Consider the following 18,245-nt stretch of genomic DNA (forward strand, 5'->3'; position numbering starts at 1 on the left):
GCAAGTTCTATTCTTTCTCTATTTAAGGGAAGTGGAATAATGAAAAAAGGATTTCTAGTTGCTACAAGTTTATTAGCTGTTTCGTTGATTCCTATAGTAGCTTCTGCGGAAGATGGCGGAAGTATTGAATCGAATGCGTATATCAGCATTGAAAAAAATGATGGATCGGAAACAGAAGTTCCGGTCAATCCAATAGAGCCAACGAAGCCAGTTAAACCAGTACCAGAAATTGATGGGGAAGAAAATCCGCATCCTCCTAGTACTAAGGGGCCATTAAGTATCAATTATGTCTCCAATCTACGCTTTGGCAATCAAAAAGCTCAAGGGAACGATGCTGTATACCGAGTGAAGCCAGATCAAGTAATTGATGACAAAGAAAGTGTTATCGAAGTTCCAAACTATATTCAAATCACAGATAATCGTGGAACGAATGTGGGCTGGCGTTTAACAGTTAAGCAAAATGGCGCTTTTAAAAATGGAAGTAATAGCTTAACAGGTACGGAACTAGTTTTTACTAATCCGACGCTAAGTGCTAAATCAGGAAAAGCTGACACAGCGCCAACGACTAATTCAACATTTACATTAACAGCTGCTGGACAAGAAGCGCTAGTTATGGAAGCAAAAGCAGGCCATGGTATGGGTACGTGGATAGATCGTTTTGGCGAAACAAATCAGCAAGCTCAAAGTAGTATCCAACTAAAAATTCCTGGCGATTCAAAAAAGGTAGCGGGATTTTATAAAACAAGTCTTGTTTGGACTTTAAGTGATAGTCCTCAACAATAAACATGATTTATTAGTTAAAAGAAGGCTGAGTGTAGCTAAGTAGAAAGTAGAGAGTGCAATGAAATATTCAGTTTCGATAGTCAATTAGGCACGACGTAACGTTAACTCGCATCTCCTCAGAATAGCAATTTGAATTTTTGTGGATTTTGGCGTGTTTCTGTAGGAGTTGTTTTCTCTTGCTTTTTAATAATATCGATGTAAAACAAATACATTAGAACATTAGGGAGGAATTCACGAAGGTTGTTCATTTAACTTTCGTGGATTCCAACTTGCTTTCTGAGATATACCAAGAAATTATTTGTAACAAGAAGAATCTAAATCAGATTGTTAAAAATCGCTATTTTATCCATTATTTATTATAGAAAAAAATGTAAATAAAATGCTAAAGTGAAATGAAAACGCTACAATGTCCATTTTCAATTTTTAGAAAATAGTAATATGATCTTACAAGTTAAATATTTAAAAGAAATATCTAATGTATATCACTAGTAGATTTAGAAAGGAGAGTGGGAAGACCAGATGCTAAAATGCACAATACATAACAATATTTACGAATAAATTAGAAGTTCTCGGAGTAAAATGACTAAAACATATGCTGAATAATGAAAGTTTAATTTGAATAGAGAAGGAGAAAACAATATGAAACGATTAATATTAACAATTTTAACAATTTTGGGATTTATTTCTCTTGGAATTGGAGAGAGTCAACTTGCTTCGGCTGAAGAAATGAATTTTTCTGTAGAAGCTAAAATACCAGAAAATCAGGTAGATAAAACTAAAACATATTTTGATTTACGTGTTAAACCGGGTGAGGTTGAAGAGCTAGAAGTTGAATTAAAAAATAATACTGATAAAGAGGTTACCGTATTAATTAATTCCAATACAGCAATCACAAACGACAATGGTGTAATCGATTATGGTACAGTAGATCCAAAACTTGATAATACACTGAAGTTTCCCTTTTCGAAAATATCAAAAGTAGATCCAGAAATTAAACTTGCATCGAAGGAAACTAAAATAATTAAAGTCCAAGTTGATGTTCCTTCAGAATCATTCAATGGAATTATTTTAGGTGGCTTACACTTCTCACAAAAAGATGAAGACGCAAAGGGAACTAAAGAATCAGGTGTGCAGATTGAAAATAAATTTGCTTACGTAATTGGTGTACGTTTATCCGAAAACGATGAACCAGTAACGCCAGACTTACAATTAATTGATGCTAAGGCTGGTCAAAGAAATTACCGGAATACGGTATTAGGGACCTTACAAAATCCAACTACACGTATTTTAGGAAACATGACAGTAACAGCAGATGTTTTTGCTAGTGGTAATAAAGAAACTCCAATTTATCATAATAAGCAAGAAAACTTAAATATGGCACCGAACTCCAGTTTTGATTATGGAATTCCGACAACGAATAAGCCATTTAGAGCAGGCAAATATGTATTAAAAATGACAGCAGAAGCAGCTGGTGAGAAATGGGAATTTGAGAAGGAATTTGAAATTAAAAATGAAGAGGCGAAAAAGCTTAATGACGAAGCAGTAGAATTGGCAGAAGAATCAAATAACTATATGCTATATTTAATTATTGGTGGAGTAGTTCTTTCAATAATTATTATCGGATTGATTGTTTGGATCTTGTATCAAAAGAAAAAACATCAAGAAGCAATGAGAAAACAAGAAGCTCGAAAAAAGGCAAAGCGTATCCGTAAAAATGTCAAAAGAAGGAATGAGGGTTCGCAGGGAAAACAAGTTAGTCAGAAAAATAAGTCGAACAAATGAATTTAATGGAAATACAGAGAAACTTGTAGATTATTTAATAAGAAAATTATGTTTGAATAATATCTTCCCCAGATATTAATTATAAGACGAGAGGGAAGAGGTGAATGAACAAGAATTTCTAATTTTATCTTAGTCATTTTCTGTAAAATCAACCTCTTCTTTACAACTAGTAATTTTAACTATATAGGTGAAGGGTTCAGCTTTTTTATAAAATAAGGTATAAATCGCAAGAATTTGAAAAAAATTGTTTGTGATTTATGCCTTATTTTGTGAAGTGAAAACAATATCTCAATATAAGATACTATGTTTACATTTATTTGAAACTAGTGTCGATCATTTTCTTACTGATTTCAAAATGTTTTACTTTATTATTTGAAAGAGAGTTTGTACAATTATCGTATGGAGGTGATTCAGCATGTCTGATATCGTACGGGTCTATTTAGTAGAAGATGAGTTTGTTTATAGAAAAAAATTGCATAACTTTATTTATTCAATTCAAGAGGTGTCATTTCAGTCTGCATTACATATTATTTCAATCGAAAAACTCGACTTTTTCTTTTCGGAACAAATTGCCGAAATGGTTATAGATGATAATGATATTTTTATTATTGACATTGATTTGAAGAGGCATTTTTCTGGAATCGAAATCGCTAAAAAAATTCGAGGCAAAAACAAACAGTGTTTTATTGTATTTTTAACAAATATGGAGAACAAAGCGATTGAAATCATTAATCAAAATATCAATGCTCTATCATATATAATAAAAGGAACAGAATTGGATCAACGAGTCATTGAGAATATATTCACTACAATAAAAAAAGAAATAGTTAATCGAACACAAAATACGGATGAATACATTTCTTTTAAGAAATTCGGAAAGATTATATTTATTAAATATAAAGATATTATATTTATTCAATCCGCACCTACTATGAGGAATATGCTAATCATTAAAACGAGTCAATCAGAGCAAATCGTAGAAGGAACGATCAACAAATTGAAAAAACAAGTGAATGTTCCATATTTGTATACAGATCTTCGTTCATTTATCATTAATTTGACACGAATCTCATCTCTAAGTCGCTCAGAAGGAATAATTATATTCGATGATGGGAATGAATTAGAAGTAGGTGCAAGAATTATTAATAAATTAAAACAAGCTTTATGAGAAGGAGTAGAGAAAGAGAGGATGGCTTATGGAAGTATCAATGGCAATATCGTTAGTATCTTTGAACTATCTTCAAGTTCTTTGGTTCTTGGGCTATAAGAAATATTTTAATTTTCGACAAACTATTTTTTTGACAGGTTACCTGATCGTTCAGTTGATATTTTATTTTATCTTTAGAGATTTTCGAGCAATCAATTTCGTGATTTTTTTTGTGATCATCGAGTTCTTTTTTATTATTCGATTTTTGAAGAGTTGGATTTTAGCAGCCCTCTATTTTTTGTTGCAAAACACCATTATGCTTTTGGCTGAACTTTTTGCATGGGAATCACTTTTTATTCTCTGGATAAAAGGGGTAATCACAGAACAACAGTTTATGATATTTGATGATGTTGCTTGGATTTTGCAGCAACTAGTAGTGTTTGGTTTAATTCTCGTAACTAAGAAAATAGGAGAGAAGTATAGGGTTTTTGAATCTGTTTTTCAACTGCAAAAGAAATATATCATCCAATCGATTCTTTGTATTGCGTTACTATATTCTCTAGATATTATTCGAACTATAAGTCTTTTTCAACTACAAATTATCAAATTTTCGTATTTGACTATGATAATATTAGCATTTACTGGCGTCTTTTGCTATATGCTCTATTTGATTAGTCACTTCTATATACAAAGGCAAAGCATTCAAATTCTTTCAAAAAAATCATTTGAGGAAGAAGAAAAAGTTCACTTAGCTAATGAGTTTAGGCACGATTATCGTAATATTTTATTTAGTTTATTAACTTATCTAGAACAAAATCAAATCCAAGAAGCACGAAAGTATGTCACTTCGATTATTGAATATTCAACTGATTTGATTGAACCTGATGGTTTTGCTCAGGTAGCAGCAATAAAGAGTTCTCCGATTCAAGGGCTTTTAATTAATTTCCTAGAGAAGTGTCGAGAAAAAAAAGTTCCGGTAAAATTTGTAGCGATGAAGGAAATTACAGATTTTGAAATTACTATTAATATGTTAGATTTTATCCGTTGCTTATCCATTCTTTTAGATAATGCATTAGAAGCTTCTGAAGACATTGAGGACCCTTTGATTGAAATAAATATTGATATAAGAAATAATTCCACCTTTATAGAAGTCAAAAATGTTTATGGAACTGATCTTTCACTTGAGAAGATGCTAAAAAATAATTATACGACCAAAAAAAATCATCAAGGCAAAGGACTTCATATCTTCACCAAATTACTTAAGCAATACCGAAAAGCTTCTTATGGCTTTGATATAGAAGGGAATTTTTTTATAGCTGCTTTTTCATTACCAGAAAGAACATAATATCGATTCAAATGAACTTTCTTCCTATTTAATAGAATCTGTTTTTGAGATTTATGGATCAAATATAATATAATGAAGCTTCTAGTCTATCTGTTCAAACTATCAGTATAACAATCATTGAGTTGAGTCAGCAAATAAATTTTTAATGCAATGACCAGATACGATCAAATCAAAATCATATGACCTCCAAATGCTGTAGACGTTGAATACGATATTGGAGGTTATTTGAATTATTGTGCAGTAGCATTTGAACGGTGAGTTCTTAAAATATTTAAACCGATAGCATTCATCGAATAAAATTTTAAGTAATTACATAGATATTTTTTTGAGAAAGGAAGTTCTAGCTCGATGACAGACCGTAATATAGGTGTAGAATGACTTTTAATATCTTGGAAAATTTTTAAAATGCTTGATGCTTAAAAGCGGTGTATTATTATTGAATAAAAAAAATATTTTATGAAAAAAATCCTTGCTATTGCTGTGTTTCTGTAATATAATTACAAAGGTGCTGTTTACAGGAGTGTGAAAAGCATTGGTACATCAAGGTTTTGATTTACCGGCTATGAAACGAGAGGTTGCGACACGCCCGGGCGCTTTGCCACGAACGAGCGTGACGGAAAAATTTTCGTGGAGCTATGTCTACTTTCAAAATAGGCGAAGGAGGGAACAAGATGGCAAAACAAAAAATTCGTATCCGTTTAAAAGCGTATGAACACCGTATTTTAGATCAATCAGCGGATAAAATTGTGGAAACAGCAAAAAGAACTGGAGCTGACGTGTCAGGACCAATTCCATTACCAACAGAACGCTCACTTTACACAGTTATCCGTGCGACTCATAAATACAAAGATTCACGCGAACAATTCGAAATGCGTACGCACAAACGTCTAATCGACATTGTGAATCCAACACCAAAGACAGTTGATGCTTTAATGAAGCTTGACTTACCATCTGGTGTAAATATTGAAATCAAACTATAAAATTAAGATGATGGAGGTGTACTCATGACCAAAGGAATCTTAGGGAAAAAAGTGGGAATGACACAAATCTTTACTGAGTCTGGTGAATTAATTCCAGTAACAGTAGTTGAAGCTACGCCAAACGTAGTTTTACAAGTAAAAACTGTTGAAACAGACGGTTACGAAGCTGTTCAAGTTGGTTACCAAGACAAACGTGAAGTTTTATCAAACAAACCTGCGAAAGGTCATGTTGCAAAAGCAAACACGGCTCCTAAGCGCTTCATTAAGGAATTCAAAAATGTTGAGCTAGGAGAATATGAAGTAGGACAAGAAATTAAGGTAGATGTTTTCCAAGCTGGAGACATTATTGATGTTACAGGAACTACGAAAGGTAAAGGATTCCAAGGCGTTATCAAACGTCACGGACAAAGCCGCGGACCAATGTCTCACGGTTCTCGTTACCACCGTCGTCCTGGGTCAATGGGTCCAGTAGCACCTAACCGTGTATTTAAAAATAAACGTCTTGCTGGTCGTATGGGCGGCAATCGCGTAACAATTCAAAATCTTGAAGTTGTTAAAGTGGACGTTGAAAGAAATGTAATCCTTATTAAAGGAAACATTCCTGGAGCGAAAAAATCATTAATTACAATCAAATCAGCTGTGAAAGCTAAATAAGCGTAGGGAAAGGAGGAACTAAGGAATGCCGAATGTAGCATTATTCAAACAAGACGGAACACAAAATGGTGAAATTACTTTAAACGAAGATATCTTCGGAATCGAACCAAATGAAACAGTTGTCTATGATGCAATCATCATGCAACGTGCTTCATTAAGACAAGGAACACACGCTGTTAAACACCGTGGCGAAGTTCGCGGTGGCGGTCGCAAACCATGGCGTCAAAAAGGAACAGGTCGTGCTCGTCAAGGTTCAATCCGTTCACCACAATGGCGTGGAGGTGGCGTAGTTTTCGGACCAACACCACGTTCTTACAGCTACAAACTTCCTAAAAAAGTTCGTCGTTTAGCAATGAAATCTGTTTTATCAGAAAAAGTTGCTGAAGCAAACTTGGTAGCTGTTGAAGGTTTAGCCTTTGAAGCACCAAAAACAAAAGAATTTAAACAAGTTCTTACAAACTTATCTATTGATACAAAAGTATTAGTTGTTTTAGAAGCAGGAAATGATTTCGCTGCACTATCTGCACGTAATCTACCAAATGTTTCTGTAGTGACTGCTGATAACGTAAGTGTTTTAGATATCGTTTCTAATACGAAAGTATTGGCAACACAAACTGCTCTTACTCAAATTGAGGAGGTGCTTGCATAATGAACTTACTAGACGTAATCAAACGCCCAGTAATCACTGAAAAATCTATGCTTGCTATGGATGATAAAAAGTATACATTTGAAGTTGATACTCGCGCGAACAAAACTTTAGTAAAACAAGCTGTTGAAGCAGCATTTGATGTTAAAGTCAAAAACGTTAACATCATCAACGTGCGTCCTAAATTCAAACGCATGGGTAAATATGCAGGATATACAAAAAAACGTCGCAAAGCAGTTGTGACTTTAACTGAAGATTCAAAAGAAATTCAAATTTTCGACGCTGCTGAATAAGCAGGTCATGTTTGATAAGTAAATGGGAGGGAAAAAGACGTGGCGATTAAAAAGTACAAACCGACCACAAATGGCCGTCGTAATATGACAACGTCTGATTTCGCTGAAATCACGACATCAACTCCAGAAAAAACGTTGTTAGAGCCATTAAAAAATAATGCCGGTCGTAACAACAACGGTCGTATTACCGTTCGTCATCAAGGTGGCGGTCACAAACGTCAATACCGTGTGATTGACTTCAAACGTAATAAAGACAACGTTGAAGCGCTTGTTAAAACAATTGAGTATGATCCAAATCGTTCTGCTAACATTGCGTTAGTACATTACGAAGATGGAGTTAAAGCATACATCTTAGCACCAAAAGGATTAGAAGTAGGTATGCGCCTTGTATCTGGTCCTGAAGCAGATATCAAAGTTGGGAATGCTTTACCACTAGAAAATATTCCAGTAGGTACTGTTATTCACAACATCGAAATGAAACCTGGTAAAGGTGGACAATTGATTCGTTCAGCTGGAACAAGTGCTCAAGTACTTGGTAAAGAAGGCAAATACGTATTAATCCGCTTGAACTCTGGTGAAGTTCGTATGATCTTAGCAACTTGCCGTGCATCTATCGGTTCTGTTGGTAATGAACAACACGAATTAATCAACATCGGTAAAGCAGGACGCTCTCGTTGGATGCGTAAACGCCCAACAGTTCGTGGTAGCGTAATGAACCCTAACGATCACCCACACGGTGGTGGTGAAGGTAAACAACCTATCGGACGTAAAGCGCCAGTTTCTCCGTGGGGTCAACCAGCTATTGGTTACAAAACTCGTAATAAAAAAGCAAAATCAGACAAACTTATCGTTCGTCGTCGTACTAAATAATCTATTTGACCGTGTGTCGTACATTTTGAGAGGAGGTTCACCATGGGTCGTAGTTTAAAGAAAGGGCCTTTCGCTGATGATCATTTAATGAAAAAAGTGGAAGCTCAACAAGGTGCCGAAAAGAAAAAAGTAATCAAAACTTGGTCTCGTCGTTCAACAATTTTTCCACAATTCGTTGGATTTACAATTGCAGTATATGACGGACGTAAACACGTTCCGGTTTATATTCAAGAAGACATGGTAGGACATAAATTAGGTGAATTTGCACCAACTAGAACTTATCGTGGCCATGCTGCAGACGATAAGAAAACTAGACGTTAATTTGAGGGGAGGAAAAGCAAATGTCAGAACAAATTACATCAGCTAAGGCAACTGCTAAAACAGTTCGCACTTCACCTCGTAAAGCGCGTTTAGTAATCGATCTTATCAGAGGTAAAAGCGTTGCAGATGCAATTTCAATCTTGAAATTCACACCAAACAAATCTGCTGGAATCATTGAGAAAGTCTTAATGTCAGCAGTTGCTAACGCAGAAAATAACTTTGACTTAGACGTTGAAAACTTAGTAGTATCTGAAGCTTACGTTAACGAAGGACCAACTATGAAACGCTTCCGTCCACGTGCGAAAGGTTCAGCATCACCAATCAACAAACGTACAAGTCATTTAACAGTAGTTGTATCAGAAAAATAATCTGTCTTGAACAGATGTCACTAGATAAGAATCGGGCTATGGTTTAAGTCACATGAGTGGTTCACACATGTGTACTTGATCAACTAGCTACCGGATCTTAAAAGATTAAGAGGAGGGACAATCAGTGGGTCAAAAAGTACATCCAATTGGAATGCGTGTAGGCATCATCCGCGACTGGGATGCAAAATGGTATGCTGAAAAAGAGTATGCTGAGTTCTTACACGAAGATTTAAGAATCCGTAAATTTATCGCGACAAAACTTGCTGATGCCGCTGTGTCTACAATTGAGATCGAGCGCGCTGCAAATCGTGTGAACATTTCAATCCACACAGCTAAACCAGGTATGGTTATCGGTAAAGGCGGATCTGAAGTCGAAAACCTAAGAAAAGAATTAAATAAACTTACTGGCAAACGAGTTCACATCAATATCGTTGAAATCAAAAAACCAGATTTAGATGCAAAATTAGTAGGCGAAGGAATTGCACGTCAATTAGAAAACCGTGTAGCATTCCGTCGTGCTCAAAAACAAGCGATCCAACGCACAATGCGTGCTGGCGCTCAAGGGATCAAAACACAAGTATCAGGTCGTTTAAACGGTGCTGATATCGCTCGTTCAGAAGGTTACTCTGAAGGTACTGTTCCACTTCATACATTGCGTGCTGATATTGATTACGCATGGGAAGAAGCAGACACAACTTACGGAAAATTAGGAGTTAAAGTGTGGATCTACCGTGGAGAAATTCTTCCAACGAAAAAAAACACTGAGAAAGGAGGGAAATAATCATGTTAGTACCTAAACGTGTAAAACACCGTCGTGAGTTTAGAGGTAAAATGCGTGGTGAAGCCAAAGGCGGAAAAGAAGTAGCATTTGGTGAATGGGGTTTACAAGCTACTGAATCTCATTGGATTACTAACCGTCAAATCGAAGCTGCCCGTATCGCGATGACTCGTTACATGAAACGTGGCGGGAAAGTATGGATTAAAATTTTCCCTCATAAATCATACACAAGTAAAGCAATCGGCGTTCGTATGGGTAAAGGTAAAGGGGCTCCTGAAGGATGGGTTTCTCCAGTTAAACGTGGAAAAATCATGTTCGAAATCGCAGGCGTTTCTGAAGAAGTTGCTCGTGAAGCACTTCGTCTTGCATCCCACAAATTACCGGTTAAAACTAAGATCGTAAAACGTGAGGAAATGGGTGGTGAATCGAATGAAGGTTAAAGATATCAGAGAATTAACCACTGCCGAAATGCTTGAACAAGAAAAGCAATTTAAAGAAGAATTGTTTAATCTTAGATTCCAATTAGCAACAGGTCAATTAGAAAACACTGCACGTATTAAAGAAGTACGTCAATCGATTGCACGCATCAAAACAGTATTGCGTGAACAAGCTAACTAATAGTGGAAGGAGGCCAAACGCGTATGACTGAAGAAAGAAATCAACGCAAAGTTTACCAAGGTCGTGTTGTTTCAGACAAAATGGATAAAACTATCACAGTTGTTGTAGAAACAAAGAAAAACCACCCTATTTATGGTAAACGTATGAAATATTCAAAAAAATACAAAGCGCATGATGAAAACAACACTGCAAAGGTTGGAGACATCGTAAGAATCATGGAAACTCGTCCATTATCAGCTACAAAACGTTTCCGTTTACTAGAGGTAGTCGAAGAAGCAGTTATTATCTAATAAAACGAGATTTTCCTATATAGATTGAAGTATAAAATCTGAAAGGGGGATACACATCGTGATCCAACAAGAAAGCCGATTAAAAGTTGCAGATAACTCAGGTGCACGTGAAATTTTAACGATTAAAGTCCTTGGTGGTTCTGGTCGTAAAACTGCTAATATTGGTGACGTGATTGTTGCTACGGTTAAACAAGCAACGCCAGGTGGAGTTGTTAAAAAAGGTGAAGTCGTAAAAGCTGTTATCGTTCGTACTAAATCTGGAGCTCGTCGTACTGATGGTTCTTACATCAAATTTGATGAAAATGCTGCAGTAATCATTCGTGATGATAAAAGCCCGCGTGGGACTCGTATCTTCGGTCCTGTTGCACGTGAATTACGTGAAAACAACTTCATGAAGATCGTTTCTCTAGCACCAGAAGTATTATAATCAGGACACGTATCAAAGGAGGTGCGAAACAGCAATGTTTGTTAAAAAAGGCGATAAAGTCAAAGTTATCACAGGTAAAGATAAAAACAAAGAAGGCGTTGTACTTACAGCGTTTCCTAAAAAAGATAAAGTCATCGTTGAAGGTGTTAACATCATGAAAAAACACCAAAAGCCTAACCAAGCAGCACCGCAAGGTGGAATTCTAGAAGTAGAAGCGCCAATTCATGTTTCTAATGTAATGGTGATTGATCCTTCAAATGGAGAAGCTACTCGTGTTGGCTATAAAGTAGTCGATGGCAAAAAAGTCCGTGTTTCTAAGAAAACAGGAGAAGTTTTAGATAAATAGAAAACGAAGAAAGGAGGGGCTTACTGAATGAACCGCCTGAAAGAAAAATATGTCAAAGAAATTACACCTGCATTGGTGGAAAAATTTAACTATAGCTCTGTAATGCAAACACCTAAAGTTGATAAAATTGTCATCAACATGGGTGTTGGTGATGCCGTATCAAACGCAAAAAACTTAGACAAAGCAGTTGAAGAATTAGCATTAATCTCTGGTCAAAAACCATTGATTACAAAAGCTAAGAAATCAATCGCTGGCTTCCGTTTACGTGAAGGAATGCCAATCGGTGCGAAAGTTACTTTACGTGGAGAAAGAATGTACGAATTTTTAGATAAATTAGTATCTGTTTCATTACCACGTGTACGTGACTTCCACGGAGTAAGTAAAAAAGCCTTTGATGGTCGTGGAAACTACACTTTAGGTATTAAAGAACAATTAATCTTCCCAGAAGTTGATTATGATTTAGTAGATAAAGTACGCGGTATGGACATCGTTATTGTAACAACAGCAAACACAGATGAAGAATCTCGTGAATTGTTGGCACAATTAGGTATGCCATTCCAAAAATAAAATAAGGAGGCGAACTACGTGGCTAAAAAATCAATGATTGCTAAAAACAAACGTCCAGCTAAACATTCAACACAAGCTTATACTCGTTGCGAACGCTGTGGGCGTCCACATTCAGTGTATCGTAAATTTCATCTTTGCCGTATTTGCTTCCGCGAACTTGCCTATAAAGGTCAAATTCCCGGCGTGAAGAAAGCTAGCTGGTAAACAAGTAAATTCCGCATAAAGGAGGTAAATAGTTCAATGGTCATGACAGATCCTATTGCAGATTTCCTTACTCGCATTCGTAATGCTAACATGGTTAGACATGAAAGTTTGGAAGTACCTGCATCAAAAATCAAACGTGATATCGCTGAAATCTTGAAACGTGAAGGTTTCGTACGCGATGTAGAATATATCGAAGATGATAAACAAGGCGTGATTCGTGTTTTCCTTAAATACGGAAAAAATGATGAGCGTGTTATCACTAACTTAAAACGTATTTCTAAACCAGGTCTACGTGCTTATGTAAAAGCTGACGAAGTACCTAAAGTATTAAACGGTTTAGGAATTGCGATTATCTCTACTTCTGAAGGTGTAGTAACTGATAAAGAAGCAAGAGCAAAAAATATCGGTGGCGAAGTTGTCGCTTACGTATGGTAATATAAAAAATACACAAGGAGGTGTCTCTAAGTGAGCCGTATTGGTAATAAAATTGTTGTTATTCCTGCTGGTGTTGAAATCAAGCAAGAAGGAAACAACATTACTGTAAAAGGACCTAAAGGTGAATTGACTCGTGCGTTTTCTTCTGATATCAAAATGAATATCGAAGGTAATGAAGTGACATTCACTCGTCCAAATGATAGCAAAGATATGAAAACAATTCACGGAACAACTCGTGCAAACTTCAACAACATGGTTGTCGGCGTCAGCACAGGCTTTGAAAAAGCTCTTGAACTTATCGGGGTTGGGTACCGTGCTCAAATGCAAGGAACAAAATTAATCCTTAACGTAGGGTACTCTCATCCAGTTGAAATTACACCACCTGCTGGTGTAACTGTAGAAGTACCTTCAAATACGCAAGTAGTTGTTAAGGGTGCAAATAAAGAAAATGTCGGCGAATTAGCTGCAAATATCCGTGGTGTTCGTCCTCCAGAACCTTATAAAGGCAAAGGTATTCGCTATGTTGGTGAATATGTACGTCGTAAAGAAGGTAAAACTGGTAAATAATAAATCCTGTATAGAAAAGTTAAGCAAAAAACGACAAGAAAAAATTCTTTTGATAAAGGAACTCTTTGTTAAAAGAAATTTGACTTGTATGTTCTCTGCTGTTTTCTATTCTAGAGTTATTGTTTCTAACATAGTAGTTTAATAAATTAAAGAGGTGACAATTGTGATAACAAAACCAGACAAGAATAAAACACGTCAAAAGAGACATCGTCGTGTACGTAACAAAATCTCTGGTACTGCTGAGTGCCCACGCTTGAACGTATTCCGTTCTAACAAAAACATCTACGCGCAAATCATTGATGACGTAGCGGGTGTAACGCTAGCAAGTGCCTCTGCCTTAGATAAAGAAATTTCAGGTGGAACAAAAACAGAAACAGCTGTAGCAGTTGGTAAATTAATTGCTGAACGTGCCGCTGAAAAAGGCATCAAAGTAGTAGTCTTTGACCGTGGTGGATACCTTTACCATGGCCGCGTAGCCGCTTTAGCTGAAGCAGCTCGTGAAAATGGACTAGAATTTTAAAAGAAGGAGGAATACCATTCATGGTTTATATTGATCCAAAACATTTGGAATTAGAAGACCGCGTTGTTGCTATCAACCGTGTAACAAAAGTTGTAAAAGGTGGACGTCGTTTACGTTTTGCTGCTTTAGTTGTCGTAGGAGATAAAAATGGACACGTTGGTTTTGGTACTGGTAAAGCACAAGAAGTACCTGAAGCAATTCGTAAAGCAATTGAAGATGCTAAGAAAAACTTAGTTGAAGTCCCTATGGTTGGTACAACGATTCCTCACGAAGTGATCGGAGTTTTCGGTGGCGGACGCATCCTAATGAAACCTGCAGTAGAAGGTTCTGGGGTAGCCGCTGGTGGACCTGTTCGTGCCGTATTGGAATTAGCTGGTGTAGCTGATATTACATCTAAATCATTAGGCTCAAACACACCAATCAACGTTGTTCGTGCAACAGTTGATGGATTAAAACAATTAAAACGTGCCGAAGAAGTGGCAGCACTTCGCGGTAAATCTGTAGAAGAATTAATCGGTTAAGGAGGACAACAATAATGGCTGAATTAAAAATTACTTTAAAACGCAGTGTTATCGGACGTCCTCAAAATCAACGTGATACAGTAAAAGCGTTGGGATTGAAAAAAGTTAACAGTACTGTAACGAAACCTGCAAATGATGCAATTAAAGGTATGGTTAATACTGTTTCACATTTAGTGGACGTAGAAGAAGTTTAATTTACTCAAGTAAATTGTTAAGGAGGTGCCAAACCAATGAAACTTCATGAATTAAAACCTGCTGAAGGTTCACGCCAAGTACGTAACCGTGTTGGACGTGGTACTTCATCTGGAAATGGGAAAACATCTGGACGTGGTCAAAAAGGACAAAAAGCTCGTTCAGGTGGTGGTGTACGCTTAGGATTTGAAGGGGGTCAAACTCCATTATTCCGTCGTTTACCAAAACGTGGCTTCACAAACATCAATCGTAAAGATTACGCAGTCATCAATTTAGATGTCTTAAATCGTTTCGAAGATGGAACTGAAGTAACACCAACAGCATTGATTGAAGCTGGAATCGTTAAAAACGAAAAAGCTGGGATTAAAGTTCTTGCTAATGGTGAATTAACAACTAAAAAATTAACAGTGAAAGCAGCTAAATTCTCTAAAGCAGCAGAAGAAGCTATTGTTGCAGCTGGTGGATCAATCGAGGTGATCTAATGTTCAAACTATTAAAAGATGCTTTTAAAGTCAAAGACATTAGATCAAAAATTTTGTTTACTGTATTCATTTTATTTGTATTTCGTTTAGGTGCGCATATTACTGTACCTGGCGTAAATGCAAAGGGACTGCAAGATTTAAGTAACTTACCATTTTTAAACATGCTGAATATGGTTAGTGGTAGTGCGATGCAAAACTTCTCTATCTTTTCGATGGGGGTTTCGCCTTATATTACTGCTTCAATCATTATCCAGTTGTTGCAAATGGATATTGTACCTAAATTTGTTGAGTGGTCAAAACAAGGAGAAGTTGGACGTAAGAAACTGAATCAAGCAACAAGATATCTAACGATTGTCTTGGGGATTGCTCAATCTATGGGGATTACTGCTGGATTCCAAGGTCTTAGTAAAACTGGGATTGTAAAAAATCCTAGCTTTCCAACCTTTATTATGATTGCGATTGTTTTAACTGGTGGGACGATGTTTGTTACTTGGTTAGGTGAACAGATCACTGAAAAAGGAATTGGAAATGGTGTTTCTATGATTATCTTTGCGGGGATTATTTCTCGATTACCGCAAGGCATCAAAGAAATCTATGAAGATTACTTTATCAATATTGATTCTTCAAGAATTTGGCAATCTGCTATTTTTATTGGATTATTGATTATTGCTATTTTGATTATTGTGACTGTTGTAACGTTCTTCCAACAAGCTGAACGTAAAATTCCAATCCAATATACAAAACGCGTTTCTGGTGCACCAACTAGCAGTTATTTGCCTTTAAAAGTGAACGCTGCAGGTGTTATTCCAGTAATCTTTGCAAGCTCACTGATTGCAACGCCTAATGCCATTTTACAAGCATTTTCTAACAAATTTGCTGGTGAAAATTGGTATGATATAATGAAAACAATTTTTAGCTATAATACCGTTCCAGGTGCGATTATCTATACTGTGCTGATCGTTGCATTTACGTTCTTCTATGCTTTTGTACAAGTAAACCCTGAGAAATTAGCGGAAAACTTACAAAAACAAGGAAGTTACATTCCAAGTGTACGACCAGGTAAAGGGACAGAAGAGTATGTTTCTGGAATGCTGATGAGATTAAGTGTTGTTGGTGCAATTTTCTTAGGACTAGTTGCCTTACTACCAATCATTGCTCAAATGCTTTGGAATCTGCCACAATCAATTGGCTTAGGTGGGACGAGCTTATTAATTGTTATCGGTGTTGCTTTAGAAACAGCGAAACAGTTAGAAGGTCTGATGTTGAAACGCCAATACGTTGGTTTTATCAATAAATAAAAACAAGTAATACTAGTTTTACAACTAGTTAAAGAGTGTCAAAACTCATTTCGAGTGCATCAATTCTAAGGGCTAAGGCTCTAAGAATTGAGAGCTTTCGAAAATTGGTGGACAGCGATTATTCGTTATCCTCACAATGGGCTAGCTTCATTAGCCAGCCTTTAAAATTAGGAGGAAAAGAGATGAACCTCATTTTAATGGGATTACCTGGAGCAGGTAAAGGAACGCAAGCAGAAAAAATTGTTGATACTTATGGGCTTCCCCATATATCTACTGGCGATATGTTTCGTGCGGCGATGAAAAACGAAACTGCTCTTGGCTTAGAAGCGAAATCCTATATTGACCAAGGAGCTCTAGTTCCAGATGAAGTAACAAACGGAATTGTTAAAGAACGTTTAGCAGAATCCGATACTGCTAAAGGATTTTTACTAGACGGCTTTCCTAGAACTTTGGATCAAGCAAAAGCATTAGAAAAAATGCTAAAAGAATTAAACAAAAAAATTGATGCTGTCATTGACATTCATGTTGAAGAAGATGTTTTGATTGAGCGCTTAGCAGGCCGATTTATCTGCCGCAAATGTGGTGCAACCTATCATAAACTTTTCAATCCGCCAACTGTGGAAGGTACATGCGATCGTTGTGGTGGCCATGAATTTTATCAAAGAGAAGATGATAAGCCTGAAACGGTTAAGAATCGTTTGGCAGTCAACATCAAAAGTAGTGAACCGATTTTAGATTTTTACAAAAATGAAAATCTAGTCCACACGATTGATGGGGATCGCGAGATCGATACTGTTTTTTCTGAAGTGAAAGAAATTTTAGAAAAAATATAGTTATCTGAATTGCCTACAGTCTACCTTTCTGGTTGGACTCAGATTCTCTTGCCAAAAAGAATATTTTATGATAGAATCTATCAGTGCGACTTCTCGTTTTTTTATTTTGAGAAGTGTAGTTTAGAAATTCTAGGTGGGGGCTGAAGTTTCCGCCATTTTATCGTGTGAAAACACGAAACAAGTACAAGGAGGTACTGTGCGTGGCAAAAGAAGATATGATTGAAGTCGAAGGTACAGTCGTCGAAACTTTGCCGAATGCAATGTTTAAAGTCGAGTTAGAAAATGGACACCAAGTTCTTGCTACTGTTTCAGGTAAAATCCGTATGCACTATATCCGTATCTTACCTGGTGACAAAGTAACGGTTGAATTATCACCGTATGATCTTTCACGTGGCCGTATTACTTATCGCTTTAAATAATTGTACTCCGTAAAACCACAGGAGGTAATTACAATGAAAGTAAGACCATCAGTAAAACCAATGTGTGAGCATTGTAAAGTAATTCGTCGTAAAGGACGTGTTATGGTCATTTGCCCAGCAAATCCAAAACATAAACAACGTCAAGGATAATAGGAGGTGTAACGTAGAATGGCTCGTATTGCAGGAGTAGACATCCCTCGTGATAAACGTGTAGTAATTTCGCTTACTTATATTTATGGTATTGGAAACACTACAGCTAAAAAAGTATTAGCAAACGTTGGTGTATCTGAAGATATTCGTGTTCGTGATTTAACGAATGAACAAACAGATGCGATCCGTGCGGAAGTTGATAAATTAAAAATTGAAGGGGATCTTCGTCGTGAAGTGAACTTGAACATTAAACGATTGATGGAAATCGGTTCATACCGTGGAATTCGTCATCGTCGTGGATTACCAACTCGTGGACAAAACACGAAAAATAATGCACGTACTCGTAAAGGCCCAGCTCGTACTGTAGCAGGCAAGAAAAAATAATTCCTAAATGAAGGAGGTTAGAACT

At 36.5% G+C, this 18,245-nt stretch carries 30 protein-coding genes; all 30 read left to right on the forward strand.

All coding sequences use genetic code 11. The features are described 5' to 3' along the window. The first annotated feature begins 39 nt into the window (after positions 1-39). Positions 40-783, forward strand: coding sequence for a WxL domain-containing protein (locus tag ACYSNW_RS08240; protein WP_461744006.1), 744 nt, complete (start codon positions 40-42; stop codon positions 781-783). A 639-nt stretch (positions 784-1,422) separates the two neighbouring features. Beyond that, entirely contained in the window at positions 1,423-2,565 is a 1,143-nt protein-coding gene (locus ACYSNW_RS08245; RefSeq protein WP_461744007.1) for a DUF916 and DUF3324 domain-containing protein, read from the forward strand. A gap of 415 nt (positions 2,566-2,980) precedes the next feature. Next, positions 2,981-3,733: a LytR/AlgR family response regulator transcription factor gene (locus ACYSNW_RS08250; RefSeq protein ID WP_461744008.1), complete on the forward strand. Its 753-nt coding sequence runs from the start codon at positions 2,981-2,983 to the stop codon at positions 3,731-3,733. Positions 3,734-3,977: 244 nt separating this feature from the next. Continuing rightward, positions 3,978-5,057 carry a GHKL domain-containing protein gene (locus ACYSNW_RS08255; RefSeq protein WP_461744009.1) on the forward strand — a complete coding sequence of 360 codons (1,080 nt, stop codon included), beginning with the start codon at positions 3,978-3,980 and terminating at the stop codon, positions 5,055-5,057. Positions 5,058-5,728: 671 nt separating this feature from the next. Further along, on the forward strand, positions 5,729-6,037 hold the full coding sequence (gene rpsJ, locus ACYSNW_RS08260) for a 30S ribosomal protein S10 (protein ID WP_002389727.1): 309 nt from the start codon (positions 5,729-5,731) through the stop codon (positions 6,035-6,037). 24 nt (positions 6,038-6,061) lie between these two features. Further along, positions 6,062-6,691: a 50S ribosomal protein L3 gene (gene rplC, locus ACYSNW_RS08265; protein WP_461744010.1), complete on the forward strand. Its 630-nt coding sequence runs from the start codon at positions 6,062-6,064 to the stop codon at positions 6,689-6,691. Between the two features lie 25 nt (positions 6,692-6,716). Beyond that, positions 6,717-7,340 carry a 50S ribosomal protein L4 gene (gene rplD, locus ACYSNW_RS08270; protein ID WP_461744011.1) on the forward strand — a complete coding sequence of 208 codons (624 nt, stop codon included), beginning with the start codon at positions 6,717-6,719 and terminating at the stop codon, positions 7,338-7,340. Further along, the gene (locus ACYSNW_RS08275) at positions 7,340-7,630 is read left to right on the forward strand and encodes a 50S ribosomal protein L23 (RefSeq protein WP_461744012.1); all 291 of its coding nucleotides are present in this window, start codon (positions 7,340-7,342) and stop codon (positions 7,628-7,630) included. Before rplD ends, ACYSNW_RS08275 begins: the two co-directional genes overlap by 1 nt. Positions 7,631-7,669: 39 nt before the next feature. Beyond that, positions 7,670-8,500, forward strand: coding sequence for a 50S ribosomal protein L2 (rplB, locus tag ACYSNW_RS08280; protein WP_461744013.1), 831 nt, complete (start codon positions 7,670-7,672; stop codon positions 8,498-8,500). Between the two features lie 42 nt (positions 8,501-8,542). Then, complete coding sequence (rpsS, locus tag ACYSNW_RS08285; protein ID WP_271493795.1) at positions 8,543-8,821, forward strand: 30S ribosomal protein S19; 279 nt, start codon at positions 8,543-8,545, stop codon at positions 8,819-8,821. Positions 8,822-8,841: 20 nt separating this feature from the next. After that, complete coding sequence (gene rplV, locus ACYSNW_RS08290) at positions 8,842-9,189, forward strand: 50S ribosomal protein L22 (RefSeq protein WP_461744014.1); 348 nt, start codon at positions 8,842-8,844, stop codon at positions 9,187-9,189. A 124-nt stretch (positions 9,190-9,313) separates the two neighbouring features. Beyond that, entirely contained in the window at positions 9,314-9,970 is a 657-nt protein-coding gene (rpsC, locus tag ACYSNW_RS08295) for a 30S ribosomal protein S3 (RefSeq protein WP_461744015.1), read from the forward strand. Between the two features lie 2 nt (positions 9,971-9,972). Then, on the forward strand, positions 9,973-10,407 hold the full coding sequence (gene rplP, locus ACYSNW_RS08300) for a 50S ribosomal protein L16 (protein ID WP_461744016.1): 435 nt from the start codon (positions 9,973-9,975) through the stop codon (positions 10,405-10,407). Next, entirely contained in the window at positions 10,397-10,585 is a 189-nt protein-coding gene (gene rpmC / locus ACYSNW_RS08305) for a 50S ribosomal protein L29 (RefSeq protein WP_069697071.1), read from the forward strand. The genes rplP and rpmC overlap by 11 nt, the downstream gene beginning before the upstream one ends. A gap of 23 nt (positions 10,586-10,608) precedes the next feature. After that, positions 10,609-10,875, forward strand: a complete 267-nt coding sequence (rpsQ, locus tag ACYSNW_RS08310; RefSeq protein ID WP_010761681.1) for a 30S ribosomal protein S17 — start codon at positions 10,609-10,611, stop codon at positions 10,873-10,875. A 58-nt stretch (positions 10,876-10,933) separates the two neighbouring features. Beyond that, the gene (rplN, locus tag ACYSNW_RS08315) at positions 10,934-11,302 is read left to right on the forward strand and encodes a 50S ribosomal protein L14 (RefSeq protein ID WP_010766218.1); all 369 of its coding nucleotides are present in this window, start codon (positions 10,934-10,936) and stop codon (positions 11,300-11,302) included. Between the two features lie 34 nt (positions 11,303-11,336). Beyond that, complete coding sequence (gene rplX, locus ACYSNW_RS08320) at positions 11,337-11,648, forward strand: 50S ribosomal protein L24 (protein WP_461744017.1); 312 nt, start codon at positions 11,337-11,339, stop codon at positions 11,646-11,648. Positions 11,649-11,675: 27 nt separating this feature from the next. Beyond that, positions 11,676-12,215: a 50S ribosomal protein L5 gene (rplE, locus tag ACYSNW_RS08325; protein WP_461744018.1), complete on the forward strand. Its 540-nt coding sequence runs from the start codon at positions 11,676-11,678 to the stop codon at positions 12,213-12,215. Between the two features lie 18 nt (positions 12,216-12,233). Next, the gene (locus ACYSNW_RS08330; protein WP_002356214.1) at positions 12,234-12,419 is read left to right on the forward strand and encodes a type Z 30S ribosomal protein S14; all 186 of its coding nucleotides are present in this window, start codon (positions 12,234-12,236) and stop codon (positions 12,417-12,419) included. A gap of 36 nt (positions 12,420-12,455) precedes the next feature. Continuing rightward, the gene (gene rpsH, locus ACYSNW_RS08335) at positions 12,456-12,854 is read left to right on the forward strand and encodes a 30S ribosomal protein S8 (protein WP_461744019.1); all 399 of its coding nucleotides are present in this window, start codon (positions 12,456-12,458) and stop codon (positions 12,852-12,854) included. A gap of 30 nt (positions 12,855-12,884) precedes the next feature. After that, positions 12,885-13,421, forward strand: coding sequence for a 50S ribosomal protein L6 (gene rplF, locus ACYSNW_RS08340; RefSeq protein WP_461744020.1), 537 nt, complete (start codon positions 12,885-12,887; stop codon positions 13,419-13,421). Positions 13,422-13,584: 163 nt separating this feature from the next. Continuing rightward, on the forward strand, positions 13,585-13,941 hold the full coding sequence (gene rplR, locus ACYSNW_RS08345) for a 50S ribosomal protein L18 (RefSeq protein WP_461744021.1): 357 nt from the start codon (positions 13,585-13,587) through the stop codon (positions 13,939-13,941). Positions 13,942-13,961: 20 nt separating this feature from the next. Beyond that, positions 13,962-14,462 (forward strand): 30S ribosomal protein S5, encoded by a 501-nt coding sequence (rpsE, locus tag ACYSNW_RS08350; protein WP_461744022.1) that lies wholly within the window; start codon positions 13,962-13,964, stop codon positions 14,460-14,462. A 14-nt stretch (positions 14,463-14,476) separates the two neighbouring features. Next, the gene (rpmD, locus tag ACYSNW_RS08355; protein WP_461744023.1) at positions 14,477-14,656 is read left to right on the forward strand and encodes a 50S ribosomal protein L30; all 180 of its coding nucleotides are present in this window, start codon (positions 14,477-14,479) and stop codon (positions 14,654-14,656) included. Between the two features lie 36 nt (positions 14,657-14,692). Further along, on the forward strand, positions 14,693-15,136 hold the full coding sequence (rplO, locus tag ACYSNW_RS08360) for a 50S ribosomal protein L15 (RefSeq protein WP_461744024.1): 444 nt from the start codon (positions 14,693-14,695) through the stop codon (positions 15,134-15,136). Next, positions 15,136-16,434 (forward strand): preprotein translocase subunit SecY, encoded by a 1,299-nt coding sequence (gene secY / locus ACYSNW_RS08365; protein WP_461744025.1) that lies wholly within the window; start codon positions 15,136-15,138, stop codon positions 16,432-16,434. Before rplO ends, secY begins: the two co-directional genes overlap by 1 nt. A 182-nt stretch (positions 16,435-16,616) precedes the next feature. After that, entirely contained in the window at positions 16,617-17,267 is a 651-nt protein-coding gene (locus ACYSNW_RS08370) for an adenylate kinase (RefSeq protein ID WP_461744026.1), read from the forward strand. A 200-nt stretch (positions 17,268-17,467) separates the two neighbouring features. Next, a complete protein-coding gene (infA, locus tag ACYSNW_RS08375; RefSeq protein WP_010767960.1) occupies positions 17,468-17,686 on the forward strand; it encodes a translation initiation factor IF-1 in 219 nt (72 codons plus the stop codon). Positions 17,687-17,719: 33 nt separating this feature from the next. After that, complete coding sequence (gene rpmJ / locus ACYSNW_RS08380) at positions 17,720-17,836, forward strand: 50S ribosomal protein L36 (protein ID WP_002288710.1); 117 nt, start codon at positions 17,720-17,722, stop codon at positions 17,834-17,836. A gap of 18 nt (positions 17,837-17,854) precedes the next feature. Further along, entirely contained in the window at positions 17,855-18,220 is a 366-nt protein-coding gene (rpsM, locus tag ACYSNW_RS08385) for a 30S ribosomal protein S13 (RefSeq protein ID WP_461744027.1), read from the forward strand. Positions 18,221-18,245 lie beyond the last annotated feature (25 nt).

Source organism: Enterococcus sp. LJL99, from assembly GCF_054871725.1.